Source organism: Acinetobacter sp. ANC 4973 (genome assembly GCF_002135275.1).
GTDB classification, from domain to species: domain Bacteria; phylum Pseudomonadota; class Gammaproteobacteria; order Pseudomonadales; family Moraxellaceae; genus Acinetobacter; species Acinetobacter kyonggiensis.
The window spans coordinates 1-16,101 of sequence record NZ_NEGM01000015.1 but is presented as its reverse complement, the minus strand read 5'-3'; the positions used below and the strand labels follow the sequence as shown (position 1 = coordinate 16,101).

15 protein-coding genes and 1 pseudogene are annotated in these 16,101 nt (G+C 34.1%); 10 read left to right on the top strand and 6 right to left on the bottom strand.

Annotation, left to right across the window (positions count from 1 at the left end; genetic code table 11):
* Positions 1-1,696: 1,696 nt before the first annotated feature.
* Both repM (B9T30_RS14100) and B9T30_RS14095 read left to right on the top strand, forming a co-directional pair.
* The gene (gene repM, locus B9T30_RS14100) at positions 1,697-2,632 is read left to right on the top strand and encodes a replication initiation protein RepM (protein ID WP_086185562.1); all 936 of its coding nucleotides are present in this window, start codon (positions 1,697-1,699) and stop codon (positions 2,630-2,632) included.
* Between the two features lie 78 nt (positions 2,633-2,710).
* Entirely contained in the window at positions 2,711-3,229 is a 519-nt protein-coding gene (locus B9T30_RS14095) for a plasmid replication DNA-binding protein (RefSeq protein ID WP_086185561.1), read from the top strand.
* A 3-nt stretch (positions 3,230-3,232) separates the two neighbouring features.
* Here the strand turns inward: B9T30_RS14095 and B9T30_RS14090 are convergent, their stop codons facing one another.
* Entirely contained in the window at positions 3,233-3,568 is a 336-nt protein-coding gene (locus B9T30_RS14090; protein WP_086185583.1) for a helix-turn-helix domain-containing protein, read from the bottom strand.
* A 386-nt stretch (positions 3,569-3,954) separates the two neighbouring features.
* Here B9T30_RS14090 and B9T30_RS14085 point away from each other — a divergent pair, with 386 nt between their 5' ends.
* From B9T30_RS14085 to B9T30_RS14070, 4 genes are all read left to right on the top strand, one after another.
* Positions 3,955-4,308 carry a hypothetical protein gene (locus B9T30_RS14085; RefSeq protein WP_086185560.1) on the top strand — a complete coding sequence of 118 codons (354 nt, stop codon included), beginning with the start codon at positions 3,955-3,957 and terminating at the stop codon, positions 4,306-4,308.
* Positions 4,309-4,340: 32 nt separating this feature from the next.
* Positions 4,341-4,634, top strand: coding sequence for a hypothetical protein (locus B9T30_RS14080; RefSeq protein WP_086185559.1), 294 nt, complete (start codon positions 4,341-4,343; stop codon positions 4,632-4,634).
* A 109-nt stretch (positions 4,635-4,743) separates the two neighbouring features.
* A complete protein-coding gene (locus B9T30_RS14075) occupies positions 4,744-4,992 on the top strand; it encodes a type II toxin-antitoxin system HicA family toxin (protein ID WP_086185558.1) in 249 nt (82 codons plus the stop codon).
* Positions 4,989-5,324: a type II toxin-antitoxin system HicB family antitoxin gene (locus B9T30_RS14070; protein WP_086185557.1), complete on the top strand. Its 336-nt coding sequence runs from the start codon at positions 4,989-4,991 to the stop codon at positions 5,322-5,324. The genes B9T30_RS14075 and B9T30_RS14070 overlap by 4 nt, the downstream gene beginning before the upstream one ends.
* Positions 5,325-5,572: 248 nt before the next feature.
* Here B9T30_RS14070 and B9T30_RS14065 read toward each other — a convergent pair whose 3' ends face one another.
* Positions 5,573-6,619 (bottom strand): hypothetical protein, encoded by a 1,047-nt coding sequence (locus B9T30_RS14065; protein ID WP_227518986.1) that lies wholly within the window; start codon positions 6,617-6,619, stop codon positions 5,573-5,575.
* 869 nt (positions 6,620-7,488) lie between these two features.
* On the opposite strand from B9T30_RS14065, the gene B9T30_RS14060 reads away from it, so the two are divergent.
* A complete protein-coding gene (locus B9T30_RS14060) occupies positions 7,489-7,719 on the top strand; it encodes an antitoxin (protein ID WP_086185556.1) in 231 nt (76 codons plus the stop codon).
* Complete coding sequence (gene vapC, locus B9T30_RS14055; protein WP_086185555.1) at positions 7,716-8,111, top strand: type II toxin-antitoxin system tRNA(fMet)-specific endonuclease VapC; 396 nt, start codon at positions 7,716-7,718, stop codon at positions 8,109-8,111. Before B9T30_RS14060 ends, vapC begins: the two co-directional genes overlap by 4 nt.
* A 91-nt stretch (positions 8,112-8,202) precedes the next feature.
* Here the strand turns inward: vapC and B9T30_RS14050 are convergent, their stop codons facing one another.
* Entirely contained in the window at positions 8,203-11,499 is a 3,297-nt protein-coding gene (locus B9T30_RS14050) for an N-6 DNA methylase (protein ID WP_086185554.1), read from the bottom strand.
* Positions 11,500-11,707: 208 nt separating this feature from the next.
* On the opposite strand from B9T30_RS14050, the gene B9T30_RS14045 reads away from it, so the two are divergent.
* Both B9T30_RS14045 and B9T30_RS14040 read left to right on the top strand, forming a co-directional pair.
* Complete coding sequence (locus B9T30_RS14045; protein ID WP_086185553.1) at positions 11,708-12,205, top strand: hypothetical protein; 498 nt, start codon at positions 11,708-11,710, stop codon at positions 12,203-12,205.
* 12 nt (positions 12,206-12,217) lie between these two features.
* Positions 12,218-12,613, top strand: a complete 396-nt coding sequence (locus tag B9T30_RS14040; protein ID WP_086185581.1) for an SMI1/KNR4 family protein — start codon at positions 12,218-12,220, stop codon at positions 12,611-12,613.
* A gap of 3 nt (positions 12,614-12,616) precedes the next feature.
* On the opposite strand, the gene B9T30_RS14035 is transcribed toward B9T30_RS14040, so the two are convergent.
* The 3 genes and pseudogenes from B9T30_RS14035 to B9T30_RS14020 all read right to left on the bottom strand — a co-directional run.
* On the bottom strand, positions 12,617-13,159 hold the full coding sequence (locus B9T30_RS14035) for a plasmid replication DNA-binding protein (protein ID WP_086185552.1): 543 nt from the start codon (positions 13,157-13,159) through the stop codon (positions 12,617-12,619).
* Positions 13,160-13,226: 67 nt separating this feature from the next.
* Positions 13,227-14,165: a replication initiation protein RepM gene (repM, locus tag B9T30_RS14030; protein ID WP_086185551.1), complete on the bottom strand. Its 939-nt coding sequence runs from the start codon at positions 14,163-14,165 to the stop codon at positions 13,227-13,229.
* Positions 14,166-15,379: 1,214 nt separating this feature from the next.
* Positions 15,380-15,559 (bottom strand): annotated as a pseudogene (locus tag B9T30_RS14020) (ISNCY family transposase); the annotation flags it as partial.
* Positions 15,560-16,101: the final 542 nt, after the last annotated feature.

Below are 16,101 nucleotides of genomic sequence, written 5' to 3'. Positions count from 1 at the left end.
GGAACTCTTACCGTAAAAAACTGGAAGGCTGTTATTTTACAGAGTGGATAGGCGTACTGATCGTTGATTTAAGTCAAATAACCGATAAAAATCAACACAGACCATGAAGACTAATATGGGAATCTCTCGGGTCGATGATTATACAAGGTGGCGCCTTGATATAGACTTTTTGAAGCGAAAACCTGCCTTGAGTGGGGAATAAGTTTTAATTCATGAGAGAAGGAGAATTGTTGAGTAGATTCTGCATCAGATTTGATGCAGATCCAGTCACTTCGAGCGAATAAAAACGTAAGCGGTGATGAAGCGAAAGACAATGCGAGAAATATTTAAAACCATGACAAGGGTTTTAAGAAGTGAGGTGTGGCAACCTCGGTATCTATGAAATGATACAAACTTAATTTGGCGTGGAAGAAAATCAATTTCACAATTTCAAGAATAAGCGTGGCTGCTTATTTTTGCGGTTTTTGATGAGTACTCAGTAAGAAACAAAAACGGTGGCTCCGTTGTTGGTTCACGCCAACCAATCACCAAGTTATTTCAATGCGTTTGAACCCAGTTCAATCTCAAAGAAATCGCTTCTAGCTATGCGCTTTAGCAGAGATGTTGTTTAGCAATAAGCTGTTTTACGAGCGGAATTAATTTTAGCAGAGATGTCAGTTTTTTCAGTTAACTACAGAGCGGTCCACATGTGACTTAGCGTAGAAGCAGTTAAAAGAAACCACTGACTAGCGAATTCATCCTTAGCAGAGATGTAAAACAACCCGTTAAAAAGCTAGCGAGAGCATGGTATTAGCAAGTCGTAGTTGTGGAACTAAAACACAACCGGAGAATGTATCAGACTTAGTAGAGAAGACAGTCGGGCATAAGCTGTTGGAACGGTTTGAAAGTCACTTCCTTTGCAACACAAAGAAAAGTCGCAAGTTGATAACTGTGAAAACGTACCAATACGTTCTATTGGCGATAGGCGGTATCGTGAAACTCCAAAAACAAGCCCTGTCCATTTGAATGGACAGGGCTTACCTTATTTTGCGCTTATTTACGATTTAAGCCCTATTTTTTAAAAAAAGCTACCTAGAGTCATAAAAAGCTGTAAACAGGCTAAAAACGCAAAAAATGAGCTTCTAATCAGCATGTGTAGAGCGAGTGTCTACGAGCGAACCAGTAAAATTCGCGTCTAGACCCTCTGAAAAACAGTTTTTTAAATTTCAGAATCTAAATAAATATGGATTAGATGGAGAAAATTGACTCTAGACCGAGCGTAGCGAGCAAAAAGCTTGATGAGCGAAGCGAATTCCGAGTTGCTTTTGATCTTGCTTTTGCTTTTTCTTAAATTCACGTAAGGATTAAGCAAAAAATTGCCCCCGAATCGAGCGAAAGCGAGATTCAATAGAGTTTGAGCGTAGCGAAAACCAAGGGCAATTTTTCATGAGTTGGGCTTTTAATTATTTTTAATACTTTTAAATACTTTTAGACTAGCTGAAAGCTTTAGTCTGAAAGCATTTAAAGACCTATTAAACTAGGTTTATCGACCTATTAAACTAGGTTTATCGACCTATTAAACTAGGTTTATCGACCTATTAAACTAGGTTTATCGACCTTAAAGATAGGTTTGTAGATCCATTAAATTAGGTTGATTTACAAACTTATTGAACTAGGTTAAGGTACAACCTAATTAATTATAACTTTATTATTAAAAATGGCTGAGTTAGTAGTAAAAGATAATGCCTTAATTCAAGCTAGTTACACCTTAGATATGGTGGAGCAGCGTTTAATTCTGTTAGCAATTGCTGAGGCAAGAGAAACTGGACATGGCATCACAGAAAATAGTTTGCTCGAAGTACATGCAAGCAGCTATATCAATACATTCAATGTAGAAAAACACACTGCATATACTGTACTCCGTGAAGCTTCAAAAAGCTTATTTGATCGTTATGTCACTTATCATGACGTCAACCCTAAAACTGGGAATGATCGTAGTTTCCACTGCCGGTGGGTAGATAAAATTGGGTATGAACAAAATTCAGGGATAGTTTTCCTGCGATTTACACAAGATATTGTGCCTCTCATCACTAGGCTAGAAGAGAATTTCACTAAATACGAGTTACAACAGGTTTCTAGATTAACAAGCTCATATGCCATTAGATTGTATGAGCTGTTAATTCAATGGCGATCTAATGGAAAAACACCTCTATTTGACTTACCAACGTTCCGACAACAGCTTGGTGTTGAATCTCATCAATATAAAACTATGAGTAATTTTAAGACTTACGTTTTAGATTTTGCTCTGAAACAGGTTAATGAGTTAACTGACATAACAGCAAAGTATGAACAGCATAAGAAAGGACGTTCAATTTCAGGGTTCTCATTCACTTTTAAACAGAAGAAAGTTATATCTCAATCTATTAAACCTCATAAAGAACCAGATCCTTTACATCTGTTTAATAAAATGACAGATAAGCAGAGACACCTGTTTGCAAATAAACTTTCAGAACTTCCAGACATGAATAAGTACTCTCAGGGTACTGAGAGCTATACACAATTTGCTATTAGAATTGCTGAGATGCTAAAAAATCAAGAAAAGTTTCAGGAATTACTACCATTCCTACAAAAAGTGGGACTTCAATCTGTCTAAATTATAGACTTGCTCATTTGTCTATTAGACAGTCTAATAGGCAATAACTTTTGACAAGATTAGGCATAGTTCTACACCATGAAAAGTCTTTCTGTTCTTGAATTATCAAAACTTTACAACATCAATAGACAAACTATTTACAACAACATAAATAAAGGAATTTTAAGTAAAAATTCTGATAATAAAATCGATTTCTCTGAGGCTATCCGTGTATTTGGAGAACCTGTAAAAAAAGTTGATGTAAAAGAATCTGTAAAAATAGACAGTCCAAATTCGGCAGAAGTTTTACTGCTTAGACAACAAGTAGACATGCTTAAAAATCAGCTTTCAGATGCAAAAGACCGAGAATCTTTTTATCATAATCAGATCGAAACTATGCAACGTCTATTAGAAGCGCCTAGACCATATACCACTAGTTTTATCGACCCAGAAAAAACTCAATCAGAACCAATTTTAGATGAAAACAATGAAGCAACAGCAAAGCCACCAAAAGAGCCTGAGGTAGTCGAGAATAGTCGCATTTCTATTCCTCAACATGTAAAGCCGGAACCAGAAAAAAGGGGCTTCTTAAGTCGATTTTTCCTACCTAACGGTTAGTTCTTAGAAATCATCACTCAGTTGATCCATTTTACGAACCCGCTTAGGCTGTTTTTTTAATTCTAAGGCTCTCCCGACTTCATCTGTGTTTGGATTAGCAAGGTCAAAAACAGAATCCTCTAGACCGAATACCATTAAAACCGTCACCAAGTTCTTAAAATTAATACTGGGATCACCCTTTTCCAGTCGGCTAATAGTCCGTTCATCGACATGGACTCGATTGGCTAGCTCCAGAATTGTCAGATTCCTACGAATTCTTGCAGTTCTAATATTTTGTCCAACTTGTTGGAGCAACTCTTCTACGCCAAACATCAAAAACTGACTAGAGGACTTCTTCATAAAAACCCTAAAAACCGACATTATTTCCTGTTTAAGTTATCTTAAACCACATTTAATGTCATATCCTTTGTCATAATTTTTAAGAAAAAGAAAATAAACTGGAACCTGAGAAAAAGGGCTTTGGAAGTCGGTTTTTTAGCCCCTATGATTCATCAGGATTGTTTAACTGAGATGAACAAAGATTTGGAACATTGATCAAATAGTAAGCGTGGAACACGACTATTCACGTAAAAAGCCCAATCGGAGGAGATTGGGCTTTGATGAAACAGTTAAACGAATGATTTATATCAGAATAAAAAGAGCATTTCGTATAAGGTGTATTATGTTAATTTTAGAGAAATTAAATAAAATGATATAGCAGCATCTATCAAAATGAGGAAATAATAATGGATAACGCTGAGTTTGTTGATGCGCTTAAGCTCTATGTTCGAAATGACGGAGTCGAGGGTGTTATTTCTAGATTAAAAAGCCCACCTGGTAGAAGTGTTTCACCTAAGATGAAAAATTTATCTGAATGGTATAACAGCTTATCGGAAGAAAATACTAATAACGTGAATACCATAATTGAGTTAATAGCTCATGATGTCTTATTTGGTGTTTTTGCAGTATTGGATGGTGTTAGATTTATTGACAAAGAAAAGGGGAAGTTTGAATTAACTTATAAAACGCAAGAAGATACATTCATGCTAAATGATCCTTCTGAGATAGGGTTACATGAGCTACTTAACTCATCAAACTGAAAATTAGATCATGCATAAAGAAGGTAGTTAATATGCTAATCGAGTTTATTCAATGGATAACAAACCTATCTGATGTGGCTAACAAGAGCGGATTCGACACTAATATTGATATATATGAAAATTATTTTGCTAAAATAGATATTGATTCTAAATATTATATTTCTCAAATTGTCTTCTGGGAAAATCAAAATTTATATGTGGCAGAAATACTGAATATAGCATCAGGTCAAACTGTCTATACTCAATCAGGAATGTATAACGGAAGCTCTTCATTCAAAGATTTCTTTTCTGTATTTTTGGGCATACTGGAAATACAAATTTTCTAGAATCTTCTCCATTTAACATAATGGCTGTTATAAGAATTGCAACTAAACATAGTTGCAATTCTTATTTAAAAGTAACTATACTTAGTTGCAACAGCAGTAGGGCTAAAGTATGGGTAAAACGGAAAAGTTACTGGAAAAATTTGGAAATTCAAAAAATACATTTCCGTATAAAGATTTAGTCGTTTTACTGAATCAGCTCGGCTATGAAAAATTTGAAATGGCAGGCTCTCGTGTCCGTTTTTTTAATATGAAAACTGAACACATGATTTTACTGCACAGGCCACACCCTGAAAATGAAATCAAAGGTGGGGCTTTAAAAGCTGTAAAACAGGCACTCAAGCAGGAGGGATTTTTATGAGCTATTTAAAATACAAAGGCTATCTAGGTACAATTGAACCTGATCTTGAAACAGGTGAGTTATTTGGAAAGCTTGCATTTATCCGTGATCTCATCACCTATGAAGCAGAAACATTAAAAGCTCTTGAACAAGCTTTTCAGGAATCTGTAGATGGATATTTAGAGTCTTGTGCTGAATTAGGTAAAAAACCCGATCAGCCATTCAAAGGCACATTTAATGTCCGTATTAGTCCTGAGTTACACCGTAAAGCTGTTTTAGCATCAAGTGATAATTCTCTTAATGCTTTTGTAAGCGATGCGATTCAAGAAAAATTAATGCGTTTAGGTGCTTAATTTATTGAAGCCTAGATTGACACCTAAAAATTGAAAAAAATTATTAAAAAAGGGAGCTTAAAGCTCCCTTTTTCGATTTCGTATAAAGTGTATTATGTTAATTTTAGAAAAACTGAAATAAATATTATGACAAGATTCTTAATAATGGTAAGTATCATACTTTTTATTATTTTTTTTAAACCACCCAAAGAAACAAAAATATATGGCTTTAACAGAACGTTCTAATAGTATTTTTCACCTTTAACTTCTTAATGCGACAGAACTGTATTATGTACCCAGACTCCTGTTTTACCTACAAAATAGGTGTGATAATCTTCTACCTCTATATTATAAACTGTTGCCATATAATAAGAGCTTTCATCAGATTTATGATCGTCCGCGGCTATTTCCTCTTCAGTCCATTGAGCATCATAATTTTCATCAATGTACTCACTATATTCACTCTCTTTAAAGCGTCCTTGCTCATAAGCATAGGCATCGCCATTAATATAAAAATGCTGTTCAGCACTAAACTGTTTAACAAAAGGATCATTAGGATCATCAGACAAACGAATATGGTCTTGCGACCAGTCAGTTTCCTGATCTTCAAGAGAATAATGTCCTGGGAGTTTAGGGATATTCGTCAAGATAACTGGCTTGCCCGAGCTAAAATCAATAATATTATAAATCGTGCTTGGTGATGGGTTCTGACTGTGCCAATCAACTCTCACTGCAAGCTCTAGAATGGTTGTTCTTAACAGTGGCGTTGCAAGTGTACGAGTTGAATAAGTAGGAATTAAATTACCCTTATAATCAGTCAATGTATTTCCATTAAAACTTCCAAATTTATATACAGCTAACTCAACTGCTGGTAGCCACCCTTTTTCTTGTGTCCAAAATGGATGATTCTCTGTACAGTAAATATAGTTTTCTGCATATCTTGGAAGCTCTCTTATTTGCTTTGCCTGTACCCAATGACCATCTATATAATCTTTATCTATAATATCCCAACCAATTAAAGATGGTATAACAACAGCTATAACTCTTTGCTTTTCAGGTGATTTAAATGTTCTCGTTACTCGTTTATATTGAGTTGGTGTATTCTTATCACCATATTCAGGACGTGATAAGACCATATCACCCACTTTAATTTGCTCAATTGGTACTAAACCTTTATCTGTATGAACTAATGTACCAGCAACAAAACAGGCATTATGTTTAGTTTCAAGCTTTAACTCTTCTATATCTAAATCATCAATCATTTTTATTGAGTGAATCTCCGCTACTCTAAAATAGATTTTATTGCCTTTACTCATAACTAAATTCCATAGGCAGAGTAATATTTTTATTGCCATAATTTTAGCATACGGGTGACAAAATAATAAATTTAACGGCCGTTGCCTATCTTGTCCTAGAAAAGCTCATTAAAAAGGGCAACAACGTAATTTATCTAATTGGCAATAAATCATTTTTCTTCACTTAATCACGACTAAAAAAACATGCTACATCGAGTTAAATTATTTTTAGGGAGCATTACTAGCCAAGCTAATGTCTACAAGAGATTGAACCTAATTTGGAAGCTATTTAACATAATGGCGCTTATACGAAACGAAAAATAAATAGTGTTATATTTCAAAAAGTTATGCTATAAGAAATCGGGGACGCAAACCCGAAAAGCCGACTTGGAAACAAGTCGGCTTTTTTATGATCGGTTTTGATATATTCCGCCAATAAAAACGATCACTTATTAACCAAATTGAAACTTTTCTCAATGTTAGCAGCCTTCTCAGGGCATAAATTATCCCCAATTTCTGCGGATAAAAAGTGCATGGTTTTTAGCCGGCTTTGTACGCATTTGCTCACATCAATCTCGGCTCATTGCGGCTATACCACTTCGCTGTAATTTCCTATCATGGGGACATAGAGAGCAGGATGCTCCAACAATAACAATAATACGCAGTACAAGGATCGTCAGATACGACAGGAGTCATATCTAAGCACCCAATACGTAAAAAAGCCCAACAGGATGTTGGGCTTTTTTATTGTCTATATCTTTTAGATCAGGCTTGGAATTACACCTAGAGTACGAATTAAAGTCATTCACCAATTACAACAAATCACACGCCATAAATTATTTAATGATAAGATATGTATCAATGGTATCTATCTTATTAGGAGGTAAAAAATGGAAGTTGCTAAAGTTTTTCAAACAGGTCGAAGTCAAGCGGTTAGGTTGCCTAAAGCATTTCGTTTTAATGGTACTGAAGTAGCGATTAAAAGTTTTGGTCGTGGTGTGTTGTTAATGCCTATCGAAAATCCTTGGGACATCATGTTAGAAGCAATTAACGAGTTTGAAGTAGGTTTTCAAATGGAACGAGCTGATCAAGGTGAGCAATTACGTGAGGACTTCAAATGATTTACCTCTTAGACACAAATATTTGTATCTACGTGATCAATCATAAACCACAACAAGTCTTTGAACGCTTTAAGCAATATCAGCTTGGGCAGTTAGCTATTTCTAGCATAACCGCATCAGAGCTAGCTTTTGGTGTTGAAAAGTCTGGCTCTGAACGTAATAAGCAGGCTCTGAACAAATTTTTATCACCCTTAGATATTTTACCCTACGATGAGCAAGCGATTTGGCATTACGCTAAATTACGTCAAGACCTCCAATCAACAGGTAAAACGATTGGTAGTTTAGATATGCTAATAGCAGCTCATGCCCTCGCTTTAGATGTTGTACTAGTCACAAATAACATCAAGGAATTTGAGCGCATAGATGGGTTAAAGTTAGAAAACTGGATCTAATTTTTAGCCCTTTTAAGGGCTAAATTTCGTATAAGAGATTTTATGTTAAGTAATAAAAAAGGCACTTTAAAAGTGCCTTTTTTATTTATGTTCATGAAAGAGTTTTTAAATAATATTGATCTAATAATAGGTCAACATTAGCCATTTCTTCTGATTTATTATGAACCAAATGAGCTGTTTTTGACAGTTGACAAAGCTGTATATGATTTTCATCAGTAGGATCATATAGTTTAATTTGAATAGGTGGTCTAATTTTGAATGATCTACTATCACTAGATAGTGTCATAAATCTAGCCACAATAGGGGCGTTAAGGATTGCACATATGTAATGGGCTTCATCTAGTGAAATGAATGTACCATCGGGTCTTTCACAAATGGATACGGCATGGTTTTGGAAGACTGGATGTTTTTTCTCGCCCCATGAGGTTGTTACTGGTTCAATAACACACGCTTGCCATTTCGTATTATCACGGAAAGCTACATAGTAATCAGCATGACTATATTTACCAACACGAGCAATTGCATAGAATTCAGAGTTATTCTTTTTACCAATAATCTTGTCATTATAGTCAGTCTGATTTTCAACTATATGCTTATTTTCATTGAAATAGGTTAGAAGCTTTGGGGAATCTTCTTGAAGAGTGATATTAGATACAGGTTTACGACCATCACAATATGAAGAATCATAAGGGAATGGTACAAGAAACTCTGATTCTGGGATGTAAAATCGCTCAATAGATGATCCTTTGATGAGAGGATACATATATTTTTGCTCTAGGAATCTTTCTGAATAAGCAACTTTGTGTTTTGATTTAGGATTTTGATAGTTACCGACCTTAACTAAATTATTAGGATATTTAATATCTTTATCTAAATGACGTAACAAGAATAGTTCTTGAGGGTAAAATTCAACGCCTTCTCGACCGGGATAAATTGACACCCCTGTAATTTTCTTAAAGTTTGTAATATCTGATTCGCTATCAGCATATGAAAAAATAGTATTTACGCCACTTGGGACAAAGGCTTTTCGATTTTTAATCTCAAATAAGTGAGAAAGATTTGAAAAATCATCTTCATTAGAAAAATTTTCTAACCCAGGGCTCTTTTTACCATTAATTTTATTCAATTTAACAAACTGCTTTACATTAATACCCTCAGAATAGTCTTTTTGTTCGAAAGACATTATGTAGCTTAAAAACTTGTATTGTACGGGTTTAAAAGGATGGCCAGCTTTAGTCCAATCGTAAAATTGTTGGAAAAATAGTCGTTTACCTGAGGTTAATTTTAAATTTCTAAAACCATCATATGATTGCTGAAAAATCATATTCTCAGGCATTAAGAATCCTAAAGTTCCTGAGTTCTTAAGCCAATTATCAGCTACTACATTTGTAATTAATGCACAAATATTTAAATTAATACCTCCAGTAATACTATCACCAGAGAACATATTTCTATCAATACATAGAGATTTGATTTTTTCTCTATAGTTTAAAGGTAGATTTTTCCAATCAATCCACGGAGGATTGCCAAAAATAAAGTCAAATTTTTCTAGATTTGCAGTTGTTAAAAAGTTGGTAATGATACGAGCCCAGATACCATTCCAATTATTGCGTTCTAAATCTACTAACTTTATAGCTAAATCTTCGATAGAAGTAATAATAGTATCGGTCTTATCTCTTTCGTCAATTATTGCTAACAGAGTAGCAGCTACTTTAGCTTCATTTTTGAAGTGAATATATTTTTCTACTTCAGTCATAGCATTAGCAAAGCGCTTTTGATCTTGTATAGCACTAATAGGTATTTCAATTTTTAGTTCGCCTTTTAGTGTTTGAATAGCATAACTAAAACAAGATACATCCCCAATATCTAATTTTTCAGGAACGTATGAGGCATCCCCTAGATAAATAGGGATATCAATAGGTTCATCATTAATTAAATGTGAAATATTAATGAAATAATTAATACGTGCAGATAAAACTGCTAAAGGGTTTAAATCAATCCCTTTTACTCGAGATATGACATTGTTTAGTTTTTCTTTATCACTTTTTTCTGAACACTCATTTAGAACTTTTTTAATTAAAATAGTGACAAATGTGCCACTACCACAGCATGGATCCAACGCTGTCCAGTCTTTTTTATCCTGAATGCAATCTGTAATTAAATTATCTGCTAACCATGGTGGAGTATAGAACTCTCCTAAGCTATGTCTTACTTTTTCTGGAATGATAGACATATATAAATTTTTAAATAAATCTTGAACTTTAATAGTTTCATCTTGGAATATTTTATGATCTTCATATTCTGAAAGTACAAAAAACACTTTTTTTACAGAATCTGCAATTTCGTCATTCCATTGTTCAACTGTGCAATACCAAGCAAAGAAATCTCCTTCTAAAAGATTTTTGAACATTAAATCTTTAAAGATTGCTCCTTCTTCAAGATTGTTTAGGGTACTTCTAAGTTGTTCACTATGACCTAAAGTAAGACCAGAAATATTTAAATAATCTTGTTTTGTTAAATGCGCAATCGTTTTGAAAGCAATGATTTTAACAATAATTGCATATGCAGTTTGAATGGCATAAAGAGCTTTATATTCTGTCTCATTGTCAGCAGCGGAGATTTCTATTTGCATAATATCTGCTAATGCTTGTTTTCTTTCTTCAATAGCAGCCTGTTTAGAAACATCATCGTGTGCTAATTTGAAAAGAGCTTTCCATTCATTAAATAACATTATTGAACGATGAGTAATGTTCTCTTCTAAAGTAGAAAATAGAGTTCTCGCTAGTTGGTAAGCTACACCATCTTGACCACTAAAATCTTTAACTAGGTTTTGAGGGTTGAGCGCGGTTTTTTCTAATAGAAAAATATTACGAATAAGACGCTCAATATGATCTAGATTTAAATCTTCAAATGATGTTTGTGTTAGTCCAGTTGTCGAATTAAACGTAAGGAATTTGGCTTGCGTACCGTCAGTAATTAATCCACTAATATCTTGATCAGAATTTTGGCAGTGTGCTTCCATGTAAGTAGATATTTGATCTACAGCACTGTTTTTCTGTTTTTCTGTTTTTAATTTAGAATGATGTTTATATTCAATAATAAATGCACCAAAACGACTATCTAAACGGCCCTTTGCAGAAGTTGTAATAGTATCAATCTTTTCTTCTTTTTCTGGTAAAAAATCAAAATTGAAGGTGTCCTTAAGAAATTTATATAACAAGGCTTCAAACGTACCAACAATGGTTGCTTCGTTACTAGCGATTTTGCATCGCTCGATAATTTCTTTTGTAAGTAGAGATAAGCCTTTCTTAACTTCTGGCGTAGAAAGAATATTATCATAAACTTTAAATTTTATATCATTTACGTTAAAGTATTGATTATATTGCAAAATTCATAACCTGATTTTAAAAAAGTTAAGTAATAATATATATATAGTTTGCTAGTACAAGTAGTAATTAAGTGACTGTGCTTTTTATGAACAAAATTAAGATTTTATTAACTTTTTCTAAAATTAACATAATACACCTTATGCGAAATTCATCATCAGATATAGTTCCTACTCCCCTATATGATAGAACTATGATTGGAAATTTATTATGAGATTGAATCAGATAAATGTATCTAATGATGCCATTGAGGCTATATCTGATAGATCAATTAATGAAAATGGTATTGTTGAAGATCTAAAAATCTTAATTACTAATTACTCAGATTTTTTTAAAAATGATTTAAATAGCTTGGATTGGGATCATTTTTGCATCGAATTTTGGTTTGACTCAGGTCAAATAATTCTTTATCCAGAAAAGAAAACTACATCTGAAGATCAACGATTAGAACCTTATATGTACTTGGTCTTTGAAAAATATCAGGCTTATTTCGATAGTTTATTAGAAAATAATATCAGTGATGCAAAAATAGATAGGGAAGCTGATGATCTTACAATCACAATGATTAGTCACATTATGGATGCCTTAAATTCACTAAAAAATAAGTTGCTTGAAATTACTAAAAAACAAAAACTTCTATTCAAATATTATGGTGTTACCAAGGAAATCTTACTTTCTGAACAGTGGATAGAATCCTCAAACATTTAAATGATTAAAAATATGAATACTCAGCTTGATAAAGTTCTAAATGAACTAAAGAATCTCTCATCTGAAGTTTACCCAAATATAGAATTACCTACTGATACAGTATTAGCTAGCTATGAAAGGGAAATTGGTTTTATTTTTCCAGAAGATTATAAAAAAGGATTGAAAGAAGTTAGTAATATCTTTTATGGAACACTTGAATTGGCATCTATTACAAACAATAAAGAATATTACAGGGAACTTTCTATTGTTCTGAGTGATGCTAGGGAGCAAGGATTGCCAAACAACTGGTTAGAGGATTCGGTTTTTGATATTGCTCATCCAAACGCAGATGAAGTCGGAAGGGCCCTAGAATTACAAAAACAGCCTAAGCGGGTTCGTAAAATGGACCAACTTAGTGATGATTTCTAAGAACTAACCGTTAGGTAGGAAAAAGCGACTTAAGAAGCCCCGTTTTTCTGGTTCTGGCTCTACATGTTCAGGAACAGAAATGCGGTTATTCTCGATCACCTCTGGCTCTTCTGGTGGCATTGCTATCACCTCTTCTTTTTCTTTTGTAGTAGGTTCAGAGTGAGCTGGTTCTGGATTGATAGATGTAGTGGTATATGGTCTAGGTGCTTCTAATAAGCGTTGCATAGCTTCAATCTGTTCTTGATAGAAAGATTCGCGCTCTAAAGACTGATTTTCTCTAAATAGTGATTGATTCAATTGTTTTTCTAGTATGTCAACTTGGCGTTTTAATAAGTCAACTTCTGTTAAGTTTTGACTGTTAGTTGATTGACTTTGATTGACACCAGAATCCTTTTTTTGAGGTTCACCAAATACTCTTAGAGCTTCTGAAAAGTCAATTAAACCATCAGAACCTTTGGATAAATTTCCTTTGTTAATATGAGCATAGACAGCCTGTCTTGAATATCCATATAATTTTGCTAATTCTGAAACTGACAATTTTTTCATAGTTGTAAACTGTTATTCAACTGGTGTTAATACTTGACTGTTAAGTTGACAATGTCAATTGACAGAATCATTTAAAGCCCACTTGTTTTAGGTATGGAAGATATTCTTGTACTTTCTTTGGTTCAGTTAATTCTAAAGAAATTCTGATAGCAAAATCATCGTAACTTTCGCCAACTTGACTATATTTCGCTGCAAATGAAGAGTCATGAGCAAGTTTATTGGAGAATAAAAGGATTTGTTTATCTGTAACTATTGGGAACATATCCAAAGTTTCAGTATTAGTTGTTTTTAATTTTTTTAGACTATTGGGAGGATTTTTTTGTTTAAAGAAAAAACTGAACCCAGTGATTGTTCGACCATTCTTATGTTGTTCGTATTGCACAAGAATATCTGTAAGTTCATTAATTTGTTTAATGGCTGGCTCTAATACTCGACTTTTAAAATTCACCATTTTTTGATATTCACCATTTTCTAGTCCTAATTTATGCCGAAAATCTTCTAATTCTAGGATAGGTGTCTTTCCAGTTTCACGCCATGCTATAAGCATTTCATAAAGCCTAATGCCGTATTTACTAGTAACTTGTGAAACCTGTTTTAATTGGTAACTTGTAAAGTGTTTTTCTAAGCGAGTAATTAAGGGAACAACATCTGGTGCAAATGTGACTTGTAAAACTGCTAAATCATCAACATAAGCTATTCGACTGACCCAACGTGATTTGACTACAATTTCTTTGTTTGTATCTTTATGGGTTTCTTTAAATGAAAATTTTCTTTCAAAAAGGGTATTTACAGCATTTTTTAAAGCACTATAAGCAGCCTCTTTAGTCACATTAAACTGACTAGCGTAATCAGAAGCATGTATTTCTAACTTGCTATCAGAGGTTATACCTTGCCCAGTTTCTCTTGCTCTAATAATTGATAGTAATACCAATCTTTGTTCTGTAACTTCCAGATTGTAACTAGCATTAATAAGAATATTATCTTTAACGACTAAATTATTTGTCATGAGACTATATAAGTTTTAAATATTATTAAGACTACATTATCAGTTAGTGTAATCAAATGCAAAGAGATTGTAGTCTTATGACAAAGAGATTGTAGTCTTATGACAAAGAGATTGTAGTCTTATGACAAAGAGATTGTAGTCTTATCAACTCTGAAACACTTTGTTTATAATGCTTTCAGCTCGCCTAAAAGCATTTAAAAACATTAAAAATAATTAAAAGCATAGAAGCCTAAAAAAAGATTGTGGATAACTGAAAAATTGCCCTTGGTTTTCGCTACGCTCAAACTCTATTGAATCTCGCTTTCGCTCGATTCGGGGGCAATTTTTTGCTTAATCCTTACGTGAATTTAAGAAAAAGCAAAAGCAAGATCAAAAGCAACTCGGAATTCGCTTCGCTCATCAAGCTTTTTGCTCGCTACGCTCGGTCTAGAGTCAATTTTCTCCATCTAATCCATATTTATTTAGATTCTGAAATTTAAAAAACTGTTTTTCAGAAGGTCTAGGCGCGAATTTTACTGGTTCGCTCGTAGACACTCGCTCTACACATGCTGATTAGAAGCTCATTTTTGCATTTTTTAGCCTGTTTACAGCTTTTTATGACTTAGGTAGCTTTTTTTAAAAAAGAAGGCTTAAATCGTAAATGAGCGCAAAATAAGGTAAGTCCTGTCCATTTAAATGGACAGGGCTTGTTTTTGGAGTTTCACGATACCGCCTATCGCCAATGGAACGCATTGGTACGTTTTCACAGTTATCAACTTGCGACATTTTCTTTGCGCTGCAAAGGAAGTGACTTTCAAACCGTTCCAACAGCTTATGCCCGACTGTCTTCTCTACTAAGTCTGATACATTCTCCGGTTGTGTTTTTTCGCTTAAAAAAGTCTATATCAAGGTGCCACCTTGTATAATCGTCGACCTGAGAGATTCCCATATTAGTCTTCATGGTCTGTGTTGATTTTTATCGGTTATTTGACTTAAATCAACGATCAGTACGCCTATCCACTCTGTAAAATAACAGCCTTCCAGTTTTTTACGGTAAGAGTTCCAAAAAACCATATTATTCACCGTTATTCGACTTCATTGTGGGTAAAGCACTTGATCTACGCAAAGCAACATCTTCGCTATGTTTGAACCCCTCAGAAATAAAAAAGACCGCAATGAACTTAATCAATGCAGTCTTAATTTCTGAGTGACATAACGTTTTACGTGTCACCGTTATTCGCATCTGCAATCGAACTGATACCTTCGAGGCGCATTTCCTTGATCAGACGGTCCTGAAGGGTTCTGTTGGTACGTTCTACACGACCTTTGGCCTGGGGTGAGTTAGCGAAGATGATATCGATATTGAGGGTACTGAGTACGCGTCCAAACTGCGTAATCTTGGTGTCTTGACTACTCAGGGACAAGCGGAAAATAAGCGCATTTCAGTGCCGGAGCAGGTTGAACCGGAGCAGCCGAAAAGAGGGTGGTTAAGCCGGTTTTTCTTGCCGAATGGCTAACAGGCTTGTTTAGGTGTACGAATCAAAGTCGTGAAACATTGATCAAAAAATAGGCGTGGAACACGACTATTCACGTAAAAAGCCTAATCGGTTGAGATTGGGCTTTGATGTAACATTTAAACGAATGATTTATATCAGAATAAAAAGAGCATTTCGTATAACGCGTATTATGTTAATTTTAGAATGGTGGCAGTCCAAGAAAAACTATCAAGTGTTTACAAAATAGGTGGCTATTCAGGTGTATTAACGCATTTTTAAACAATTAAGCATCATTCGAAGCATACTGAATAATACGAAGAGTTCTCCCTTCCAGAGGCAATCCATTCTTTTCAGATAAATCACTTAAAAACTCTTTAATTAAAAAGGTCTCTAAAAAGTAGCTATATACTCGCCTATCCACTGTAAATTCGAGTGCACCATCATTTGGTTCAACCATAACG

Bases quoted from the DNA above. Each gene is read 5' to 3' on its own strand.
- repM (WP_086185562.1), top strand. From the start codon at position 1,697: ATGGCTGAGTTAGTAGTAAAAGATAATGCCTTAATTCAAGCTAGTTAC.
- B9T30_RS14095 (WP_086185561.1), top strand. From the start codon at position 2,711: ATGAAAAGTCTTTCTGTTCTTGAATTATCAAAACTTTACAACATCAAT.
- B9T30_RS14090 (WP_086185583.1), bottom strand. From the start codon at position 3,568: ATGAAGAAGTCCTCTAGTCAGTTTTTGATGTTTGGCGTAGAAGAGTTG.
- B9T30_RS14085 (WP_086185560.1), top strand. From the start codon at position 3,955: ATGGATAACGCTGAGTTTGTTGATGCGCTTAAGCTCTATGTTCGAAAT.
- B9T30_RS14080 (WP_086185559.1), top strand. From the start codon at position 4,341: ATGCTAATCGAGTTTATTCAATGGATAACAAACCTATCTGATGTGGCT.
- B9T30_RS14075 (WP_086185558.1), top strand. From the start codon at position 4,744: ATGGGTAAAACGGAAAAGTTACTGGAAAAATTTGGAAATTCAAAAAAT.
- B9T30_RS14070 (WP_086185557.1), top strand. From the start codon at position 4,989: ATGAGCTATTTAAAATACAAAGGCTATCTAGGTACAATTGAACCTGAT.
- B9T30_RS14065 (WP_227518986.1), bottom strand. From the start codon at position 6,619: ATGAGTAAAGGCAATAAAATCTATTTTAGAGTAGCGGAGATTCACTCA.
- B9T30_RS14060 (WP_086185556.1), top strand. From the start codon at position 7,489: ATGGAAGTTGCTAAAGTTTTTCAAACAGGTCGAAGTCAAGCGGTTAGG.
- vapC (WP_086185555.1), top strand. From the start codon at position 7,716: ATGATTTACCTCTTAGACACAAATATTTGTATCTACGTGATCAATCAT.
- B9T30_RS14045 (WP_086185553.1), top strand. From the start codon at position 11,708: ATGAGATTGAATCAGATAAATGTATCTAATGATGCCATTGAGGCTATA.
- B9T30_RS14040 (WP_086185581.1), top strand. From the start codon at position 12,218: ATGAATACTCAGCTTGATAAAGTTCTAAATGAACTAAAGAATCTCTCA.
- B9T30_RS14035 (WP_086185552.1), bottom strand. From the start codon at position 13,159: ATGAAAAAATTGTCAGTTTCAGAATTAGCAAAATTATATGGATATTCA.
- repM (WP_086185551.1), bottom strand. From the start codon at position 14,165: ATGACAAATAATTTAGTCGTTAAAGATAATATTCTTATTAATGCTAGT.